The following is a 17,735-nucleotide window of genomic DNA, read 5'->3' as shown; positions in this document are numbered from 1 at the left end:
TTCCTAGCCGATGCCGGGGATGAGGGAGATGAGGAGGTCGATGATTTTGATGCCGATGAACGGGGCAATAAGGCCGCCGAGTCCGTAGACCAACAGGTTCCGGCCCAGGGCCTGGCTGGCCGAGATGGCGCGGTACTTGACCCCGCGCAACGCGAGCGGTACCAGGGCGATGATGATCAGCGCGTTGAAGATCACGGCCGACAGGATGGCTGAGGACGGCGTTGCCAGGCCCATGATATTCAGCAGCCCAAGCCCGGGGAACGTCGCCGTGAACAGCGCCGGGACGATCGCGAAGTACTTGGCGACGTCGTTGGCCACCGAGAACGTGGTGAGCGCGCCGCGGGTGATCAGCAGTTGCTTTCCGATCCCCACGATGTTGATCAGCTTGGTGGGGTCCGAATCGAGGTCCACCATATTCGCGGCTTCCTTGGCTGCAGGCGTGCCGGAGTTCATGGCCACGCCCACGTCTGCCGCCGCCAGCGCAGGGGCATCGTTGGTGCCATCCCCGGTCATCGCCACCAGGCGGCCCGCGGCCTGTTCCTTCTTGATCACCGCCAGCTTGTCCTCCGGGGTGGCCTCGGCCAGGTAGTCGTCCACCCCGGCCTCGGCGGCGATCGCCTTGGCGGTGACCGGATTGTCGCCGGTGACCATCACGGTCCGGATCCCCATTTTGCGCAGCTCCGCGAACCTGGCCTGCATGCCCGGTTTCACCACGTCCGCCAAGTGGATGGTCCCCAGGACCCGTGCGCCGGCGGCATCGGCCGTGGCAACCAGCAGGGGAGTGCCACCCTGCGACGAAATATCCTGCACCTGGCGTTCCACCTCCCCGGGCATGCGGGCGCCCAGATCGGCGGCGAAACTGCCAACGGTGGAGGCTGCACCCTTCCTGATCATCCGGCCGCCAAGGTCCAGCCCGCTCATGCGCGTCGTGGCCGAAAACGGGACCACCGCCAACGGCTCCGCGCCCGATTCCAGGGCGGCCAGGTCCGGGCCCAGCACGCCGTGTTCGGCCGCGAGGTCCACAATGGACCGGCCTTCCGGGGTTTCGTCCGCCAGGCTGGAGAGCCGCGCGGCTTTAATCAGTTCGGCCCGGTCCACGCCCGCTGCCGGGTGGAAGTGGACGGCACGGCGGTTGCCGAACGTGATGGTTCCTGTCTTGTCCAGCAGCAAGGATGTGATGTCACCCGCTGTCTCCACGGCACGCCCGGACGTGGCCAGGACGTTGTGCTGGACCAGCCGGTCCATGCCCGCGATGCCGATGGCCGGGACCAGCGCGCCGATGGTGGTGGGGATCAGGCACACCAGCAGTGCCACCAGGACAATGGGCGACGGCGCTGCGCCGGCGAGGGCGGCAAACGGGGCCAGCGTCATGGTGACGACGAGGAAGACGATGGTCAGCGACACCAGCAGCACGTGCAGCGCGATCTCATTGGGTGTCTTCTGCCGGACAGCGCCCTCGACGAGCTGGATCATCCTGTCGATGAAGGTCTGGCCCGGTTCGGCCGTGATCCTGACCACGATCCGGTCGGAGAGCACGCGGGTTCCGCCGGTGACCGAGGAACGGTCCCCGCCTGATTCCCTGATCACCGGCGCGGATTCACCGGTGATGGTGGATTCGTCCACGCTGGCCAGGCCTTCGATGATCTCGCCGTCGGAGGGGATCACATCACCGGCCTCGCACACCACCACGTCGTTCAGGCGCAGTTCCGTGCCCGGTACTTCCTTGGTGGTTCCGTCCGGCAGCCTCAGCCGGGCCTGGACTCCCTTGCGGCCGGCGCGGAGGCTGTCAGCCTGCGCCTTGCCGCGGCCCTCGGCGATGGCTTCGGAGAGGGTTCCGAACAGGACCGTGAGCCAGAGCCATGCGGTGACGGTGATACCGAAGACGGACGGCCGGAACACGGAGATACCCGTGCAGAGCGCGGCCCCCACCAGGACGGTGAACATGACCGGCGAGTGGATCATCTGCCCCGGAGCCAGCTTGCGGACCGCGAGCGGCAGGGCCGCTGCAACCACGGCCGGCGTGAGTTTGGCGGGTGCCTTGGTGTGGTGCTTGTGTGCGCCGGGGGTGCCGAGCGGATTTCCGTCGGCAAAGGTTTGGGTTTCCGCCCCGGGGGCGGTGTCCATGGTGGACCGGGTCATTTCAGGAGTCCTTCTGCGAGGGGTCCCAGGGCGAGTGCGGGGAAGTAGCTCAGGGCGGTCAGGATGACCGTCACGCCCAGCAGCAGTGTGCCGAACAGCGGGCCGTGGGTGGGGACGGTGCCGGTGGATGCGGGAATCCGGGCCTGCCGGGCCAGGGAACCTGCCAGGGCAAGAACCAGGACGATGGGCAGGAACCGGCCCAGCAGCATGGCCGCGCCAAGCATCGTCGAAAGATAGGGGCCGGAAGTGGTGATGCCGCCGAATGCTGAACCGTTGTTGTTGGCACCGGAGGTGAAGGCGTAGAGGACCTCGCTGAACTGGTGCGGTCCCGTGGCCGGAGCATTGGCCATGGCATCCGGGAGCAGGACGGTGATCCCGGCCAGGGTGAGCACCAGCAGCGGTGTCACCAGGATGTACAGGGCCGCGAGCTTCATCTGGGTGGGGCCGATCTTCTTGCCCAGGTATTCGGGGGTGCGGCCCACCATGAGGCCGCCGATGAACACGGAAATGATGGACAGGATGAGCAACCCGTAGAGCCCTGACCCTGTGCCGCCCGGCGCCACTTCGCCGAGCATCATGTTGACCATTGCCACGCCACCGGCCAAGGGCGGCAAGGAATCGTGGGCTACATTCACCGCGCCCGTGGAGGTGAGGGTGGTGGAGGCGGCGAAGATCGCGCTCGACGCCGGGCCGAAGCGGCTCTCAAACCCTTCGCCGAGTCCGCCGGCGGCGGCCGTCGCGGTCCCCTGCGCGGTGGCTACTGCCCAGCCGGTCAGCGCGGTGGATGCCAGCCACAGCGTGGCCATGACGCCGGCTATCGTGTGCCCCTGCTTCTGGTCGCCCACCATCCTGCCGAAGGCATACGGCAGCGCCGAGGGGATCAGCAGGATCAGGAACACCTGGAAGAGGCTGACCAGCGCGTTCGGGTTTTCGAACGGGTGGGCCGAGTTGGCGTTGAAGTAGCCGCCGCCGTTGGTACCGAGGACTTTGATGGCTTCCTGGGATGCCACCGGGCCGCCCGGGACAACCTGTGAGACTCCGGTGGCGCTGTTGGTGACGTCCGTGGGTGCGAAGTTCTGCACCACACCGCCGAGAACCATCACCAGGGCGGCGAGGGTGGCCAGTGGCAGCAGGACCCGGAATGACGTCCTGGCCAGGTCCACCCAGAAGTTCCCCAGCCTGTCCGTCCTGGTTCGGGCTATGCCGCGGATGAGGGCGACGGCCACCACGATGCCCACTGCTGCCGAGAGGAAGTTCTGGACGGCGAGCAAGAGCGTCTGGACTGCAATGCCGATTGTGGATTCGGGTGCATAGGTTTGCCAGTTGGTGTTGGTGACGAAGGAGATGGCGGTATTCATGGCCACCCACGGGTCCACTCCGGGCAGCGCCGGGCTGCCGGGAAACAGGCCTTGTGCCCGTTGGAGGGCGAACACCGCCAGTATGGAGACGGCGGAGAACACCAGGACGCTGCGGAGGTATGTTGGCCACGCCTGTTCGCTTCCGGCGTCCACGCCGGCGAGCCGGTAGAACAGCCGTTCCGGGCGGCTCGAAGCGGTGCCGTCGAAGACGCGCGCGAGGTAGAGGCCCAGTGGTTTGTGGACTGCGGCAAGGGCCAGCACCAGGGCCGCCACCTGGATGAGGAAGGAAGGAGCGTTAAAGGCCACCGGCCGTTCACCACTTCCCGGGCTTGATCAGGGCGGCGAGCAGGTAGCCGAACAGGCCAAGCCCTGCCAGCAGCAGGATCAGCCACATGAGTGCGTCCCCGTTCACTGCCAGTCCTCCGCCTTCTCCTGGCGGGCCGCGGCGGTCAGCAGGTGACCGATCCACATGACGAATCCCATGCAGGCCGCGAAGATTCCAATTACAGCCACGTCGGCCATCAGGTTCCTTTCACTGTTGCCCCGGAAGCGGGGCCTGGTTCCAGTGAATAGCCCGTTGTGGCGATGTAAGGCGGGCCTAACGGATCCTTAACGGCAGGGCCGTGAATCTTAACGCGGATTTAATGCGCGCGGACGCCCCGGAAGGAAGGCGGGGTTGCGCAGGGGCTCAGGGCCAGTCGGCGCGGGTGAACCGGACCTGGCTGTGCAGCGTGAGGAGGAGGTCGGATGACCATTCGGGGACGGTAGTATCTGCGTCTACCTCAGGCACGGACGCCTGCTGCGCATCATGGTTTGCGGTGCCTTGAGGATCTTCAACTGAGCTTTTCACGCGTCCCCCTCGACAAGCCTGTATGCACACCCTAGGAGCCCTCCAATGGCATGGGAAGAGGGTTAGTCCACAGCCGGGATAAACTGCGCAAATCTTGAGGATCTCCGCTACTGGGAACCCGGAACGGCGGCCCTGCGCCGAGGTTCCCCACTCAGCGGCGCCCGCGAATCGGCGCCCGCCAGCGGGATGATTTCCATCCTGCCGGCGGGGCCGGCTAGCACCAGGACGTGCCGTGCCGCCACGCTGCCCAGCGCTGCCTCCGCATCCGCCGTGAGCTCCTCCAGGGAAGGCGGAAGGGCGGACGACGGCGTGGGGCCGGGACCGCCGTCGTCCGTCCGCAGCCAGGTGGTCACCTTGGCTCCGCCAACGGCGGCAGCGATGCCGCGGGCCAGGGCCTCGGGGTCTACGGTGCCCGGCGGATAGCCGCTGACCAAGGTGATGTACTCGATCACCCGCTTGCCCGCCGGGGCCGCGGCGGCGAGCAGTGTCCGGTCATGCCGCCACAATGCAAAGTGGTATCCCGCCACGAGCCCGGCCGCCACCAGGAGGCCCAGGGGAGCGCGGATCCGGTCCAGGACGCTTCCGGCCGTGATGTCACTGAGCAGGAACTCGAAGAGCCGGTAGCCGATCACCAGCAGCGTGATCAGCGCAACGACGGCACTGACTCCGAAGAACGCCACCAGGTACACGCGCCGCCCGGGCGGGATCTGGTCCGCCGTCCGGGGCTGGTGCCGCGGCTTCCACGCCAGCCACCAGACCGGGCCTCCCACTGCCAGCGAGCTGATGCCGCCAAGGAGCAGGGTGCGGGTGGCGCCGCCCGCCAGCGGCGAGACGGCGGCAGCCAGCAGTGCGTTGACCACCACGCCTACCCCGGAGGCTGCTGCCGCCAGGGCAACGGCGGATGTCACCAGGAGGCTGGCACGCCGGGTCGGGGTGGAACGCCGGACGGAGGCCGTGCGGTGGTAGCGCCAGATCACGGCTCCGATGACGGCGGCCGCGATGGCCGGGGCCAGCGGCTCCAGGAGGACAGCCAGGGGATCGGTCCGGTCAAAGGCCAGCCGCAGCACGACGAACACGGCCACGCCCAGGCCACCCAGGGCGGTGATGCCGGCAACGAAGATGCCGACGGCGATGATGGCAACGTCCACCAGGCCGGTCCGGAAACGCCGGCCGCCCTCGTGGAACCAGTGCCACCACCACACCAGTGCTCCGCCGGCCGCCCACAGCAGTGAACGCAGGACATCGAACCACCAGGGTTCAAAGGACGCTGCTGCCGTGAAACCGCGGAGGGCAATGTCCAGCAGCGCGCTCAACGCCGCAATCGCCGCGCCGGCGCCCAGCACCAGGCCAAAAACGGAGCCGACGACGGCCCGCACGTCCTCGAGGTGGGACGAGGGCTTGCGGGGGTGCTTCCACATCCACCGGTGCCACACCCAGATGGCCGTCCAGACCAGTCCGTTGGCCAGCGGGGACGGCCACTGGCTGTCCCTCGCACCAATGAAGGAGGAGGCGAGGTCCAGCAGGGAGGTGGTGGCGATGATGAGCGAGACGGCGTACATCCCGGTCAGGTAGAAGCCCCAGCCCGCAGCGGTGCGCTCGGCTTCGTCGTCGAGGCGCCGCCACACGAGCCACCACAGCAGCAGGGCCAGCGGCCCGCCGATCAGGGTGAAGGCGAGGGAGAGGGCAAGCCCGGCCACATCACCGGAAACCAGAGTGGTTGCCGTCCGGAAGAGCCGCTCGAGGAGTCCGCCCAGGCCCGAGGCGGCAATGACCACCAAGGCAAAAAGCAGGCCGTACACGATCAGCCGGCGGAGGGTTGCCAGGCCTCCGGCCGGGACGGGGGCAACGATTCCTGCCGGGGTGCTCACGGCTTCGCCGGAACTGCCGTGCAGGCCATCAGGGGATACGGCGCCTGGTCGATCATCCATTGTCCATTCACCTTCAGGAGCGAGAAGGCGTCCTCCATTTCATACTCGGACGGACCGAACGGGCCGCCCCGGGGGGACTGGACGATCGAAACCCGTACGGTGGCCGAATCGGTCCGCTCCGTCGTCGAAATCAACACGATGCGGGCCGGACGGGGTTCGCCGGAATAGGAGCCGTAGCACCTGCTCCGGGCACCCGGCGTGAGGAAGGTTTCCGCGGTGGGTATGTCGCCGTCGATCACGGCCCTGCTGTACCGCTGGACCACTCCGGCGGGGCTGGCCTGGTCAAGTGGGGCCGGCTCACCGCGGGTGAACACCACTGCCAGTGCAACCACCACCAGCACGGCCACCACACCCACCAGCGCGAGGAGGATCCGGTCCGGTCTTCGTGCTGCGTCGTCCATGGCACGAGTATGGATCCGTGCAGCCGCTTTCACCTGTGCCTTTAGGCCCGTTCCCTTGGGGGTTCAGGGCCAATATTCAACATAATTAAGAAAAAGCGTTGACTGGGCAGAAATCTTCACTATAGTTGTGTGAGTTAGCTCACCGAGTGAAAGACAATCGATGACCACCGAGAGTAGCACCACCGCACCTCCAGCCACCAGCGAACTGCTGGCCACGGTTGGAAACAAGGTGCGGGCCATGCGCAAGGAGAAGGGCATGACCCTCGCCAAGCTCTCGGACATCACCGGACTCAGCCAGGCGATCGTCAGCCAGATCGAACGCGGCATGGCCAACCCGTCCTTCACGACCCTTGCCCAGCTGGCCCATGGACTCGACATTCCCGTGGGAAGGTTCTTCATTGGCCAGGAACAATCAAAATCCCCCGTCGTGCGCAGGTCGGCACGGCGCAACCTGAAAAACGTCACCCGCGAATCCGTGGGCGAAGCAGTCCATGAACTGCTCACCCCGGACCGCGACGGCACCATCGAAGCGCAATGGATCAGTACGCCCCCAGGGCACGACACCAGCGCGACACCTTTTACCCACAGCGGGGAAGAGTTCTGCTACATCATTTCGGGCCGCAAGGACGTCTACTTGGACGGCGTCTGCTACAGCCTGGAAGAGGGCGACTCCATCACCTACCCGGCAGAGACCCCGCACTGGTACAAGAACAGCTACGAAGAGGTATGCGTAGCCATCTGGGTGAACGCACCACACAAGTGGTAGGCATACCGGTCCCCGCCGGCGCCGACGTCCACCCTTAACTGCCCGGACCCCCCCCACGTGGCCCCGGACAATCCTTGCCACCTTCGCAGCATGCGCCTCCTCCAACAGGCGCCGCTGCGTCATACCCTCCTGCGCCGTTCCCGGCGCCAGCGTAAGGACACTTCCATGCTCGACATCCAAGCTACGGACAACGCAGTCCCGTCACCCCGTTCCACCATCTCATCCCCCCGCAACCGCGAAAAGTTCACGCCCGAAGTCCGCAAGGGACTCCTGGGCCTTGGCCTGGGCAACGCCCTGGAATGGTACGACTGGATGGTCTTCGGCCTCCTGTCCGCCTTCATCGGCCCCAACTTCTTTCCCAATGACGAGCCGCTCTCGGCCACCCTGAACGCACTGGCCGTGTTCGCCGTCGGATTCGCCTTCCGGCCGCTGGGCGGCATCCTGCTCGGCACGCTGGCAGACCGCATCGGCCGCCGCCGCGTGATGCTGCTGTCCATCATGCTGATGGCCGGCACCACCCTGGTCATCGCCATCACGCCCAGCTACGCCACCATCGGCGCCTGGTCCGGCATCATCCTGGTGGCCTGCCGCATCCTGCAGGGCATCTCCACCGGCATCGAAGCGCCGCTCTCCACCTCCCACGCGGTGGAACTCGCCCCGGAAGGCCGCGAAGGCTACGTGGCCGGCATCATGTCCTTCTACGTCAACATCGGCATCCTGCTCGCGTCCCTGGTCAGCTTCGTCTGCAGCCTGGTGATCGGCGGCGCGGCCATGGGGGAGTGGGGTTGGCGTGTCCCGTTCATCATCGGCGCCGTGTTCGGCTTCGTGGTGCTCTACCTCCGCCGTTCCCTGCCTGAAACCCTGAAGGCCGAGGAAATGGCCGCCACCACGGCAAAGTCCGTCTGGTCCGGAGTCGGCAAGCACTGGCTCTCCGTCCTGGCCATCATCTTTGTAGTGGGCGCTGCCCAGGCTTACAACTACGCCTGGAACGTGGGCCTGCCCAGCGCAGCACGCAGCGGTTTCAAGGAAGATCCCACCGCGGTCTTCGCCCTCACCACCATCCTGGGCGCCATCCTGGTGGTGGGCAGCTGGATCATCGGCAAGCTCGCCGACGGCCGGTCCATGTCCCGGTGGTTCCTGGTGACGCGGGTCCTGGCCATTCCCTCCGTCTTCCTGATGCTCCTGTACGTCCAGCCCGGCATCGGCGGTTTCGCGGCCGTGCTGCTCGGCGGCTCGATCGTGCTGGTCCTCAACATGACCCTCTACAACGTGGTCAGCTCGTCCCTGATGCCCAAGAACATCCGCGGCACCGGCGTGGCCCTGGGCTATGGCATCGGTGTGGCCGTCTTCGGCGGCACCGCCTCCTACCTCCTGGTGTGGTTGCAGTCCCTGAACCTCACCTGGGTGTTCCCGGTCTACGTGGCCGCCCTCTCCGTCCTCAGCATCGTTTTCTACCTCGCCGCCCGCCGCTCCAACGGCATCTTCGTCGGAAAGTAAGGATTTCCTCCATGAACAACCCACCTACCTTTGCCGCGCCCAAAACCGGGTCCCTGGAACTGTCCACCACTACCGCGGACCTCACCGCCCCGGTGATCTCCCGCTCCGACGTCCTGGTGGTAGGCGGTGGTCCCGCCGGCGTCGCCGCCGCCGTCACCGCGGCCCGCTCCGGGGCCAAGGTCACCCTCCTGGAGCGCTACTCCTCACTGGGCGGCCTCGCCTCCGGCGGCATGGTGCTGGTGCTGGACGACATGATCAACGGCCAGGACATCACGGTCACCGGGATCGTCTCCGAGTACGTGGAGCGGCTCCAGAAACTGGGCCTGGCCATCGTCCCGCCGGCCGAAGACCGCCGCACCTCAGAGGAACTCTGGAACAAGTGGGGCCGCTACGGCACCTTCGACTTCCACTCCCACACCACCCCCAAGCCCATCTGCTATGCCGCCGCATTCGACCCTGACGGCTGGAAGCGCGTCTCCAACGACCTGGTCCGCGAAGCCGGTGTGGACCTGCGGCTTCACTCCTGGTTCTCCCGCCCCATCGTGGACAACGGCGTGATCAAGGGCGTGGTCTGCGAAACCAAGCTTGGCCCGCAAGCCTTCACGGCGGACGTGGTCATCGACACCACCGGAGACATCGACGTCGCCTCCCGCGCCGGCGCCGCCTACGCCAAGGACAACTACCTCACCACCCTGGTGTTCCGGCTGGGCAACGTGGACACCGCGGCCGCGGAGGCCTTCGAACAGGCCAACCCCAAGGAAGCCCGCGCCATCAACCGCAAGATCAAGCGCCTCCTCGGCGGCGCCTGGGAACTGTGGTGGCTCAAGACCCCCATCGAAGGCGTGGTCTGGTGCAACGCCCCGCACATGACCGGCTACGACGGCGTGGACCCGGCGGACATGACCGCCGCCGAATTCGCCGCCCGCGACAAGATCTCCGAAGCCGTGGACTACGTCCGTGCCAACCTCCCCGGATTCGAAAAGTGCTACATGCTGGACGTCGCCTCCCAGATGGGCGTCCGCCAGACCCGCCTGCTGCAAGGCGAATACGTCATGACAAAGGAGGACGTCACCTCCCGCCGGCATTTCCAGGACAGCGTGGCCCGCGGCCGGGACTACTACTACCCGTACCGCTCGCTGCTGCCCAAGGAAGTGGACCAGCTGCTGGTGGCCGGCCGCCACTACTCCGCCACCCCCGAGGCGCAGAAGATGTCGCGCGAAATTCCGCCGTGCATGGCCATGGGCCAGGCCGTCGGCGTCGCAGCAGCGCTCGCCGTCCAGTCCGGCGTGCTGGTCCGCGACGTCGCGGCAGCGGACATCCAGCAGGGCATGCGCCGGCACGGCGCGGACCCCGGCGACGTCCCGTCGTCGAACGCCACCATCGATGCCGACGCGGCGGTGCCGGCATGAGCATGGCAACGGCAGAACGCCCGACGACGGCACCCGCCGCTGCCTCGCCCCTCACCGGGGGCGCGCGGCCGGCCACCCCGCTTCCGCTGGACGGCATCAAGATCGTGGACTTCACCCAGGTGTTCATGGGCCCCTCCTGCACCCAGTTGCTGGGCGACTACGGCGCCGACATCATCAAGGTGGAACGCCCCGGCGCCGGTGACATCTCCCGCAACTCGTTCCCGGACAAGGACGGCCAGGACAACCCGATCTTCCTGTCCATCAACCGGAACAAGCGGAGCGTCTCCATCGACACCCGCACCGAGGAGGGCCGCAATGTCCTGCACGCCATCATGGCGGACGCGGACGTGGTGGTCAGCAACTTCCGCTCCGGGGTCATGGAACGGATGGGCTTCGGCTACGAGGAGCTCAAGGCGGACAACCCCGGCATCATCTGGGCCTCCGGAACCGGGTTCGGCCCCGTAGGACCGTATTCGCACAAGGGCGGCCAGGACGCGATCGCGCAGGCGTACTCCGGCGTGATGTGGCGGCGGGAATCGGAGGACCAGAAACCGGCCATCTACCCCACCACCCTGTGCGACTACATCACCGGCATGCACTTGATGCAGGGCATCCTGCTGGCGCTGCGGACCCGGGAAACCACCGGAACCGGGCAAAAAGTGGAGGTGACCATGTACGACTCCATGCTGCACCTGCAGATGCAGGAGGCGTGCATGCAGCTCAACCGCGGTTACGAGGTCAACTGGGGCGCCATGCCCCTGAGCGGCGTCTTTGAAACCACCGACGGCGCCGTGTGCATGGTGGGCGGCTTCACCCCGGACCCGCTGGCACGGATCTCCGATGCCCTGGGCCTGGACGAGGACCTCACCGAACGCCCTGGATTCGCAACGCTGGAACAGCAGTTCAAGAACAAGCCCGCGCTGCAGGCGATCTTCCGCGAACACTTCGCCGCCAACACCACCGAGTACTGGACCGGCAAGCTGGAGGAACAGGGGCTGCTCAACGCTCCCGTCCACACCCTGGAACAGGCGCTCGCCGACGCCCAGACCGAGGCCAACGGGATGATCGTGGAGGCCGAACACCCCGGAGTGGGGACGGTGAAGATGCTGAACGCTCCCATCCGGCTCTCCGCCACCCCGCCGAGCGTCCGCCGGGCGGCGCCCCGCCTGGGCGAACACAATGTGGAAGTGCTGCTGGAGAACGGCTTCGACGAAGCCACCATCAAGCGGCTGCAGGAACTCGGGGTGCTCCGGTGACGGCGGTTGCAGCGGAGCCCCAGGCACCGGCGGAGGCCTCCGCTCCGGTGGACCAGGTCACCCTGGCCATCGAGGACCAGGTGGCCACCGTGGTGATCGACCGGCAGCACGTCCTCAACGCCGTGGACGGCACGGCCCAGGCCAGGCTCAACGCCATCTGGGAGCAGCTTGAGGCTGATCCGGACGTCCGCGCAGTGGTCATCACCGGCGCCGGCCCCCGGGCGTTCTGCGTGGGTGCGGACATGTCCGCGTCCGCCGTGGACAAGACGGGCCTGGAATACTGGGCCGGCTTGGACCCCAACGGTTTCGGCGGCCTGAGCCTGCGGACCACGCTGGATATCCCCGTGATTGCCAAGGTGAACGGCTACGCACTGGGCGGCGGCATGGAAATTGTCCTGGGCGCGGACATCGTGGTGGCAGCGGACAGCGCAAAGTTCGGCTTGACGGAGCCGCGAGTCGGGCGGTTGGCGCTCGACGGCGGCATCCACCAGCTGGTCCGCCGCGTTCCCTACACCCAGGCGATGGGCCTGCTGCTCACCGGCCGGAAGGCTGACGCGGCAGAAATGCAGGCCATGGGCCTGGTCAACGAGGTGGTCCCGGCGGACGAGCTCGACGCCGCCGTGCAGCGCTGGGTGGACCAGGTCCTGGCCTGCGCTCCCACCTCGGTCCGGGCCGTGAAGCAGATGGTCACGCAGACCGGGCACCTCACCGCCAAGGAAGCCCGCGGCCTGCGGCTGCCGGCCCTGATGGCAGCCCTGGACAGCGAAGACTCCGCCGAAGGCGTCCGCGCCTTCCAGGAAAAGCGGAAACCGGCGTGGCCCGGCAGATAGGGAAAGCCGCCAGATGAACAACAAACCAAGGGAGAACCCGATGCGGGAGTCATTGACGCCGGGCGTGTGGGGCGTCGTTGCCACACCGTTCCAGGGCAGCACGCTGGACCTGGACCTGGACAGCCTCTCGGACCTCGTGGAACGCTACGAAACCATCGGCGCCACGGGCCTGACCGTCCTGGGCGTCTTCGGGGAGGCCGCCGCGCTGACCCCGGAGGAACGCCGCCAGGTCCTCGAAATCGCCGTCGAATGCACGGAACTGCCCCTGGTGGTGGGCGTAACAGCGTTGGCCACCAGGCCGGCCATCGAGGAAATCCGCGCCGCCCAGGAGATAGCCGGGCAGCGGCTGGCCGCTGTGATGGTGCAGGCCAACTCGGCAAAGCCCGAGGTGGTCAGCGCCCACCTGGACGCCATCCACCGCGCCACCGGAGCCAAGGTGGTGCTGCAGGATTATCCGCTGGCCAGCGGCGTCGCCATCTCCACCGCCGCCCTGGTTGATGTGGTCGCGGCAAGCCCCTGCGTCATCGCCATCAAGGCTGAGGCGCCGCCCACCAGTGTGGCCATCGCCGAGCTCCACGCCGGTACCGGGGTTTCGGTATTCGGCGGACTCGGCGGCCAGGGGCTGCTGGACGAGCTCCTGGCAGGCGCCGCCGGTGCCATGACCGGGTTCTCCTACCCCGAGGCCTTGATTGCCTGCGTCCGAGCCTGGCGGGAGCAGGGGTATGCGGCGGCCGCCGGGCAACTGGTGCCCTACCTCCCGCTGATCAACTTCGAGCAGCAGGCCAAGGTGGCCCTGGCCATCCGCAAGGAATGCCTGCGCGAGCGGGGCTGGATCAAGGACCCGGGCGTCCGTGCCCCGGCGGCCGGCTTTCCCGAGAACCTGCGGCATGCCATGGAGGTCCATCTCCGCGAGGCCGCCATGGCCCTGGACCTGAACCGGGCGCTCGCCCCGGCGGGGAGGAACTGATGGAGCTGGGAATTGCCGGCAAGACGGCGCTGGTGGCCGCCTCCACGGGCGGCCTGGGACTCGCCGTGGCCCGTGCCCTCGCCGCGGAAGGCGCCAAGGTGGCCATCGTGGGCCGCCGCGGCGTCCGTGCCAAGGAGATCGTGGACGAGCTGCAGGAGGCGTTCGGCGGCCTGCCGGGCTTTGCGGCCATCGCCGTCGAGGCTGACCTCACCGGTGCCGAGGGCGTTGACGCCGCGGTGACGCAGGCCGAGGCCGGCCTGGGGCCGATCGACATCCTGGTCCTGAACGGCCCCGGCCCCCGGCCCGGAGCCGCCGCAACACTGGGCAGCGAGGACATCGCCGCGGCGTTCGACCTCCTGGTCAAGCCGCACCATGCCCTGGTCTCCCGCACCCTCCCGGCCATGCGGGAACGGCGGTGGGGGCGGATCCTTGCCATTGGCTCCAGCGGTGTCGCAGCACCGCTGCCCAACCTGGCCGTCTCCAATACCGGCCGCGCAGCCCTAGCCGGCTACCTCAAAACGCTCGCCGCCGAGGTAGCCCTGGACGGGGTCACCGTGAACCTGCTCCTGCCCGGCAGGATCGCCACGGACCGCGTCACCGAACTGGACCAGGCAGCGGCAAAGCGCCGCGGCACCACGCTGGAGGACATCCGGCTGGAATCCCGCAAAACCATCCCCGCCCGCCGTTACGGCGAGCCCGCCGAATTCGGTGCGGCCGCCGCCTTCCTCTGCAGCGCCCCGGCGTCGTACATCACCGGTGTGGCGCTGCGGTGCGACGGCGGCCTCATCCGCAGCCTCTAGCCCCAACTTCCAAAGGAATGCCATGACCTCCACCGCCCTGGACCCCAACACCACCGCACTGGATCGCAGCAAAACCGCCCAGCACCTCATCAACGGGCAATGGCTGGGAACCGCGGAAACCCGCCGCACCAACCCCGCACGCCCGGACGAACTGGCAGCACTCTCGCCCAGCGGCACCGCGGAGGATGTTGACGCCGCCATCACCGCCGCCGCGGCAGCGCAGCCTGCCTGGGCCGCCCTGCCGGCACCCTCCCGCGGGGCCATCCTGATCACTGCAGGCAACCTGCTGATCGAACGGCAGTCCGCGATCGCCGAGGACCTGGTCCGGGAGGAGGGCAAGACCCTGGCCGAGGCCAAGGGCGAGGTGAAGCGTGCCTCGGACGTGCTGCGTTTCTTTGGCTCGCTGGGCTGGGCCGCCACCGGAGAGGTGCTGCCCAGCGGACTGCCGGACACCACCATCACCACCCGGCGCGAACCGCTGGGCGTGGTTGGCCTGATCACCCCCTGGAACTTTCCCATCGCCATTCCGGCCTGGAAGACGGCGCCAGCCCTGATCAGCGGCAATGCCGTGGTGATCAAGCCCGCCGAACTCACCCCGCTGTCTGCCACCCACTTGGCCCGTGCCCTGCAGGACGCAGGATTGCCGGCGGGCGTGTTCAACCTGGTGCACGGCAAAGGCCGGGTGGTGGGCGATGCGCTGGCCCGCGACCCGCGCATCGCCGGGATGTCCTTCACCGGGTCAACCAGCGTGGGCCTGGGGTTGCAGGAGATCCTGAACGGCCGGCGTGCCCGCGTCCAGCTGGAGATGGGCGGCAAGAACGGCGTCCTGGTCCTGGACGACGCGGACCCAGCCAAGGCCGCACAGGTGGTTGCTGCCGGCGCGTTCGGCCTTACCGGCCAGGCTTGCACCGCCACGTCGAGGGTGTACGTCACCCCCGGTATCCGTGCGGCATTCCTCGACGCCTTGGTGGCGGAGGCGGCAAAGTACACCCCAGGAGACGGCCTGGAATCCGCCATGGGGGCCGTGGTGAGCGCCCAGCAGTTCGAGCAGGACCAGGCGGCGGTGCGCGGCGCCGTTGAGCGTGGCGCCACGCTCCTGCACGGAAAGTACGACGGCGATTCCTCCGAGGCGCTGTTCTTCCCTGCCGCCGTGCTCACTGGCCTTGACTTCGACGATCCTGCGGTGACGGAGGAGATCTTCGGCCCGGTGGTTGCGGTCCTTGAGGTCCCCGATTATGAGGCCGGCCTCGCAGGGATCAACGATTCCCGCTACGGCCTGACCGCCGGCATCTGCACGGACTCCCTGGCCCTGGCCACCGACTTCGCCGCCAGGGCCCAGGCAGGGGTCATCAAGGTCAACCGACCCACCGCCGGGCTGGACCTGAACGTGCCGTTCGGCGGGGTCAAGGATTCTTCCACCAACACGTTCCGCGAGCAGGGCAGGTCCGCCCTGGAGTTCTTTACCTGGGGCAAAACCGTCTACACGGGCGTGTAGTCCCATGACATACGTGATCGCCCAGCCGTGCGTGGATGTGAAGGACAAAGCGTGCATCCAGGAGTGCCCCGTGGACTGCATCTACGAGGGCGACCGGTCACTCTATATCCATCCGTCCGAATGCGTGGACTGCGGTGCGTGCGATCCGGTCTGCCCGGTGGAGGCCATCTACTATGCGGAGGACGTGCCGGACGAATGGGCAGACTACGTCCGCGCCAACGTGGAGTTCTTCCATGAACTGGGCTCGCCGCAGGGCGCCTCCGCACTGGGAAACTTGCATCGGGACCATCCCGTCGTTGCTGCCGAGCCCGTCCCGGCACGCTAGGGACCCAACCCTTTCAATGGCCGCCAAGCCTTCGCTTGGCGGCCATTGCTGCGTTAATGCCCACATTTCGCGCTTATTACAACTATGTTGCTCTATATGCAACACCAGCCGGAGCGGGTGAAGCGAAGGCGTGATTGCCCGCCAGACGTTCTGCGCTGGTGTTAATCATGAAGCAGGTACAGAAACCTCTTGACTGTGTCGCTCGTCACCACCTATGTTGAAACAACCACGTTGCAAGCAATGCAACTCATACTTTCTGATGGTGGTTCCATGAGTACCAATTCCAACTCCTCCGGAGCAGGAGCCGTTGCCGCTGACGCCAACGGCCCCGCCGTGGCAGGCCAGGGTGCCGGCAGCCCCGTGGCAAGCAAGGACGTTCGACGCCGGGTGGTCACGGCCAGTTTCATCGGCAACTTCGTCGAATGGTTCGACTACGCCGTCTACGGCTACCTCGCGGCCGTCATTTCGTCCGTCTTCTTCCCCGAGGCCGACCGCCAGACTGCGCTGCTGGCCACGTTCGCGGTGTTCGCGATTTCCTTCTTCGTCCGGCCCCTGGGCGGCTTCTTCTGGGGCCACATCGGCGACAAGCTGGGCAGGCGCAAGGCACTGTCCCTCTCGATCGTCATCATGTCCGTCTCCACCTTCTGCATCGCCCTCATTCCCGGCTACGGAACCATCGGCATGCTGGCCCCGGTCCTGCTCCTGCTGGTGAGGGTCGTCCAGGGCTTCTCGGCAGCGGGCGAATACGCCGGGGCGTCGGCCTTCCTGGTGGAATACGCGCCGGCCAACCGCCGCGGCCTGTACGCTGCGGTCGTGCCCGCCAGCACGGCCGCGGGCCTGCTCCTGGGCTCGCTGATCGCGGCCCTCCTCAGCTCGGTACTCAGCACCGGGCAGCTGCACGACTGGGGCTGGCGGTTGCCGTTCCTCCTGGCCGCCCCCATGGGGCTGATCGGGCGCTACATCCGCACCAAGCTCGAGGACACTCCCGCCTTCCGCGCCCTGGCAGAGCAGGAAGAGTCCGCCCCCAAGGCGCCGGCGCTGGACATGTTCCGGACCTACCGGAAGCAGCTGCTCATCGCCTGCGGAGCGGTGCTGCTCAACGCCGTCGGCTTCTACGTCATCCTCAGTTACATGCCCACCTACCTGTCCGAGGAACTGGGCTTCGGCCCCACCGAATCGTTCCTGGCCACCACCATCGCCCTGGCCAGCTACATCGGCTTCATCTTCCTCACCGGCATGGCCTCGGACCGGTTCGGCCGCAAGCGGATGCTGATCACCGCCTCGGTGCTGTTCATGCTCCTCACCGTCCCGGCGTTCATGCTGCTGGATACCGGCAACTTCCTGGTGATCGTCCTGGTCCAGATCCTGCTGGGCGGCATGCTCACCCTCAACGACGGCACCCTGCCCAGCTTCCTGGCCGAACTGTTTCCCACCAAGGTCCGGTACAGCGGCTTCGCCGTCAGCTTCAACCTGTCCAACGCGATCTTCGGAGGGACCGCGCCGTTCATGGCCACCCTGCTGATCGGCCTGACCCAGAGCAAGCTGGCCCCCGGCTGGTACCTCGTGGCCGCGTCCGCCGTGTCCCTCGCCGCAGTCCTGTTCGCCGCCGAAACCTCGCGCAAGCCGCTCAAGCACCTCTGATCCTGCAGGGGACCCGGAACTTTCTTCCTTCCTACCCACCCATGTGCGGCCAAAAACCTGCCCGCAATATCGA

Annotated in this window: 15 protein-coding genes; 10 read left to right on the top strand and 5 right to left on the bottom strand. The window is 67.3% G+C overall.

Features of this window, described 5'->3' with window-relative positions; all coding sequences use genetic code 11:
- Window positions 1-3: 3 nt before the first annotated feature.
- The 5 genes from kdpB to DFO47_RS12000 all read right to left on the bottom strand — a co-directional run bounded on the left by kdpB (window position 4) and on the right by DFO47_RS12000 (window position 6,676).
- Window positions 4-2,139 carry a potassium-transporting ATPase subunit KdpB gene (kdpB, locus tag DFO47_RS12020; RefSeq protein ID WP_133831773.1) on the bottom strand — a complete coding sequence of 712 codons (2,136 nt, stop codon included), beginning with the start codon at window positions 2,137-2,139 and terminating at the stop codon, window positions 4-6.
- Window positions 2,136-3,803 (bottom strand): potassium-transporting ATPase subunit KdpA, encoded by a 1,668-nt coding sequence (kdpA, locus tag DFO47_RS12015; protein WP_133831772.1) that lies wholly within the window; start codon window positions 3,801-3,803, stop codon window positions 2,136-2,138. The genes kdpB and kdpA overlap by 4 nt, the downstream gene beginning before the upstream one ends.
- A gap of 7 nt (window positions 3,804-3,810) precedes the next feature.
- On the bottom strand, window positions 3,811-3,909 hold the full coding sequence (locus tag DFO47_RS12010) for a potassium-transporting ATPase subunit F (protein WP_018760959.1): 99 nt from the start codon (window positions 3,907-3,909) through the stop codon (window positions 3,811-3,813).
- A gap of 545 nt (window positions 3,910-4,454) precedes the next feature.
- Window positions 4,455-6,275 (bottom strand): DUF5671 domain-containing protein, encoded by a 1,821-nt coding sequence (locus tag DFO47_RS12005; RefSeq protein WP_243835468.1) that lies wholly within the window; start codon window positions 6,273-6,275, stop codon window positions 4,455-4,457.
- On the bottom strand, window positions 6,212-6,676 hold the full coding sequence (locus DFO47_RS12000; protein ID WP_018760962.1) for a hypothetical protein: 465 nt from the start codon (window positions 6,674-6,676) through the stop codon (window positions 6,212-6,214). Before DFO47_RS12000 ends, DFO47_RS12005 begins: the two co-directional genes overlap by 64 nt.
- Before the next feature lie 160 nt (window positions 6,677-6,836).
- Between DFO47_RS12000 and DFO47_RS11995 the strand changes: the two genes are divergently transcribed.
- From DFO47_RS11995 to DFO47_RS11950, 10 genes are all read left to right on the top strand, one after another.
- Window positions 6,837-7,442 carry an XRE family transcriptional regulator gene (locus tag DFO47_RS11995; protein ID WP_018760963.1) on the top strand — a complete coding sequence of 202 codons (606 nt, stop codon included), beginning with the start codon at window positions 6,837-6,839 and terminating at the stop codon, window positions 7,440-7,442.
- A gap of 165 nt (window positions 7,443-7,607) precedes the next feature.
- Window positions 7,608-8,939, top strand: a complete 1,332-nt coding sequence (locus tag DFO47_RS11990) for an MFS transporter (RefSeq protein ID WP_133831771.1) — start codon at window positions 7,608-7,610, stop codon at window positions 8,937-8,939.
- 11 nt (window positions 8,940-8,950) lie between these two features.
- Window positions 8,951-10,348 (top strand): FAD-dependent oxidoreductase, encoded by a 1,398-nt coding sequence (locus tag DFO47_RS11985; protein ID WP_109045685.1) that lies wholly within the window; start codon window positions 8,951-8,953, stop codon window positions 10,346-10,348.
- Window positions 10,345-11,604, top strand: coding sequence for a CaiB/BaiF CoA-transferase family protein (locus DFO47_RS11980; protein ID WP_133831770.1), 1,260 nt, complete (start codon window positions 10,345-10,347; stop codon window positions 11,602-11,604). Before DFO47_RS11985 ends, DFO47_RS11980 begins: the two co-directional genes overlap by 4 nt.
- Window positions 11,601-12,434, top strand: a complete 834-nt coding sequence (locus DFO47_RS11975) for an enoyl-CoA hydratase-related protein (RefSeq protein WP_018760967.1) — start codon at window positions 11,601-11,603, stop codon at window positions 12,432-12,434. The genes DFO47_RS11980 and DFO47_RS11975 overlap by 4 nt, the downstream gene beginning before the upstream one ends.
- Before the next feature lie 13 nt (window positions 12,435-12,447).
- Window positions 12,448-13,401 carry a dihydrodipicolinate synthase family protein gene (locus tag DFO47_RS11970; RefSeq protein ID WP_231369841.1) on the top strand — a complete coding sequence of 318 codons (954 nt, stop codon included), beginning with the start codon at window positions 12,448-12,450 and terminating at the stop codon, window positions 13,399-13,401.
- Entirely contained in the window at window positions 13,401-14,201 is an 801-nt protein-coding gene (locus DFO47_RS11965; protein ID WP_018760969.1) for an SDR family oxidoreductase, read from the top strand. Before DFO47_RS11970 ends, DFO47_RS11965 begins: the two co-directional genes overlap by 1 nt.
- Before the next feature lie 22 nt (window positions 14,202-14,223).
- Window positions 14,224-15,696, top strand: a complete 1,473-nt coding sequence (locus tag DFO47_RS11960; RefSeq protein WP_133831769.1) for an aldehyde dehydrogenase family protein — start codon at window positions 14,224-14,226, stop codon at window positions 15,694-15,696.
- A gap of 4 nt (window positions 15,697-15,700) precedes the next feature.
- Complete coding sequence (gene fdxA / locus DFO47_RS11955) at window positions 15,701-16,021, top strand: ferredoxin (RefSeq protein WP_133831768.1); 321 nt, start codon at window positions 15,701-15,703, stop codon at window positions 16,019-16,021.
- Window positions 16,022-16,291: 270 nt separating this feature from the next.
- The gene (locus DFO47_RS11950; RefSeq protein ID WP_026264380.1) at window positions 16,292-17,662 is read left to right on the top strand and encodes an MFS transporter; all 1,371 of its coding nucleotides are present in this window, start codon (window positions 16,292-16,294) and stop codon (window positions 17,660-17,662) included.
- Window positions 17,663-17,735: the final 73 nt, after the last annotated feature.

Source organism: Arthrobacter sp. AG258, from assembly GCF_004364695.1.
Taxonomy (GTDB): domain Bacteria; phylum Actinomycetota; class Actinomycetes; order Actinomycetales; family Micrococcaceae; genus Arthrobacter.
This window is presented reverse-complemented; position numbering and strand designations above follow the sequence as displayed.

Coding starts and splice junctions, on each gene's coding strand:
- kdpB (WP_133831773.1), bottom strand. CDS start 2,139: ATGACCCGGTCCACCATGGACACCGCCCCCGGGGCGGAAACCCAAACC.
- DFO47_RS12005 (WP_243835468.1), bottom strand. CDS start 6,275: ATGGATGATCGACCAGGCGCCGTATCCCCTGATGGCCTGCACGGCAGT.
- DFO47_RS12000 (WP_018760962.1), bottom strand. CDS start 6,676: ATGGACGACGCAGCACGAAGACCGGACCGGATCCTCCTCGCGCTGGTG.
- DFO47_RS11995 (WP_018760963.1), top strand. CDS start 6,837: ATGACCACCGAGAGTAGCACCACCGCACCTCCAGCCACCAGCGAACTG.
- DFO47_RS11990 (WP_133831771.1), top strand. CDS start 7,608: ATGCTCGACATCCAAGCTACGGACAACGCAGTCCCGTCACCCCGTTCC.
- DFO47_RS11985 (WP_109045685.1), top strand. CDS start 8,951: ATGAACAACCCACCTACCTTTGCCGCGCCCAAAACCGGGTCCCTGGAA.
- DFO47_RS11980 (WP_133831770.1), top strand. CDS start 10,345: ATGAGCATGGCAACGGCAGAACGCCCGACGACGGCACCCGCCGCTGCC.
- DFO47_RS11970 (WP_231369841.1), top strand. CDS start 12,448: ATGAACAACAAACCAAGGGAGAACCCGATGCGGGAGTCATTGACGCCG.
- DFO47_RS11965 (WP_018760969.1), top strand. CDS start 13,401: ATGGAGCTGGGAATTGCCGGCAAGACGGCGCTGGTGGCCGCCTCCACG.
- DFO47_RS11960 (WP_133831769.1), top strand. CDS start 14,224: ATGACCTCCACCGCCCTGGACCCCAACACCACCGCACTGGATCGCAGC.
- fdxA (WP_133831768.1), top strand. CDS start 15,701: ATGACATACGTGATCGCCCAGCCGTGCGTGGATGTGAAGGACAAAGCG.
- DFO47_RS11950 (WP_026264380.1), top strand. CDS start 16,292: ATGAGTACCAATTCCAACTCCTCCGGAGCAGGAGCCGTTGCCGCTGAC.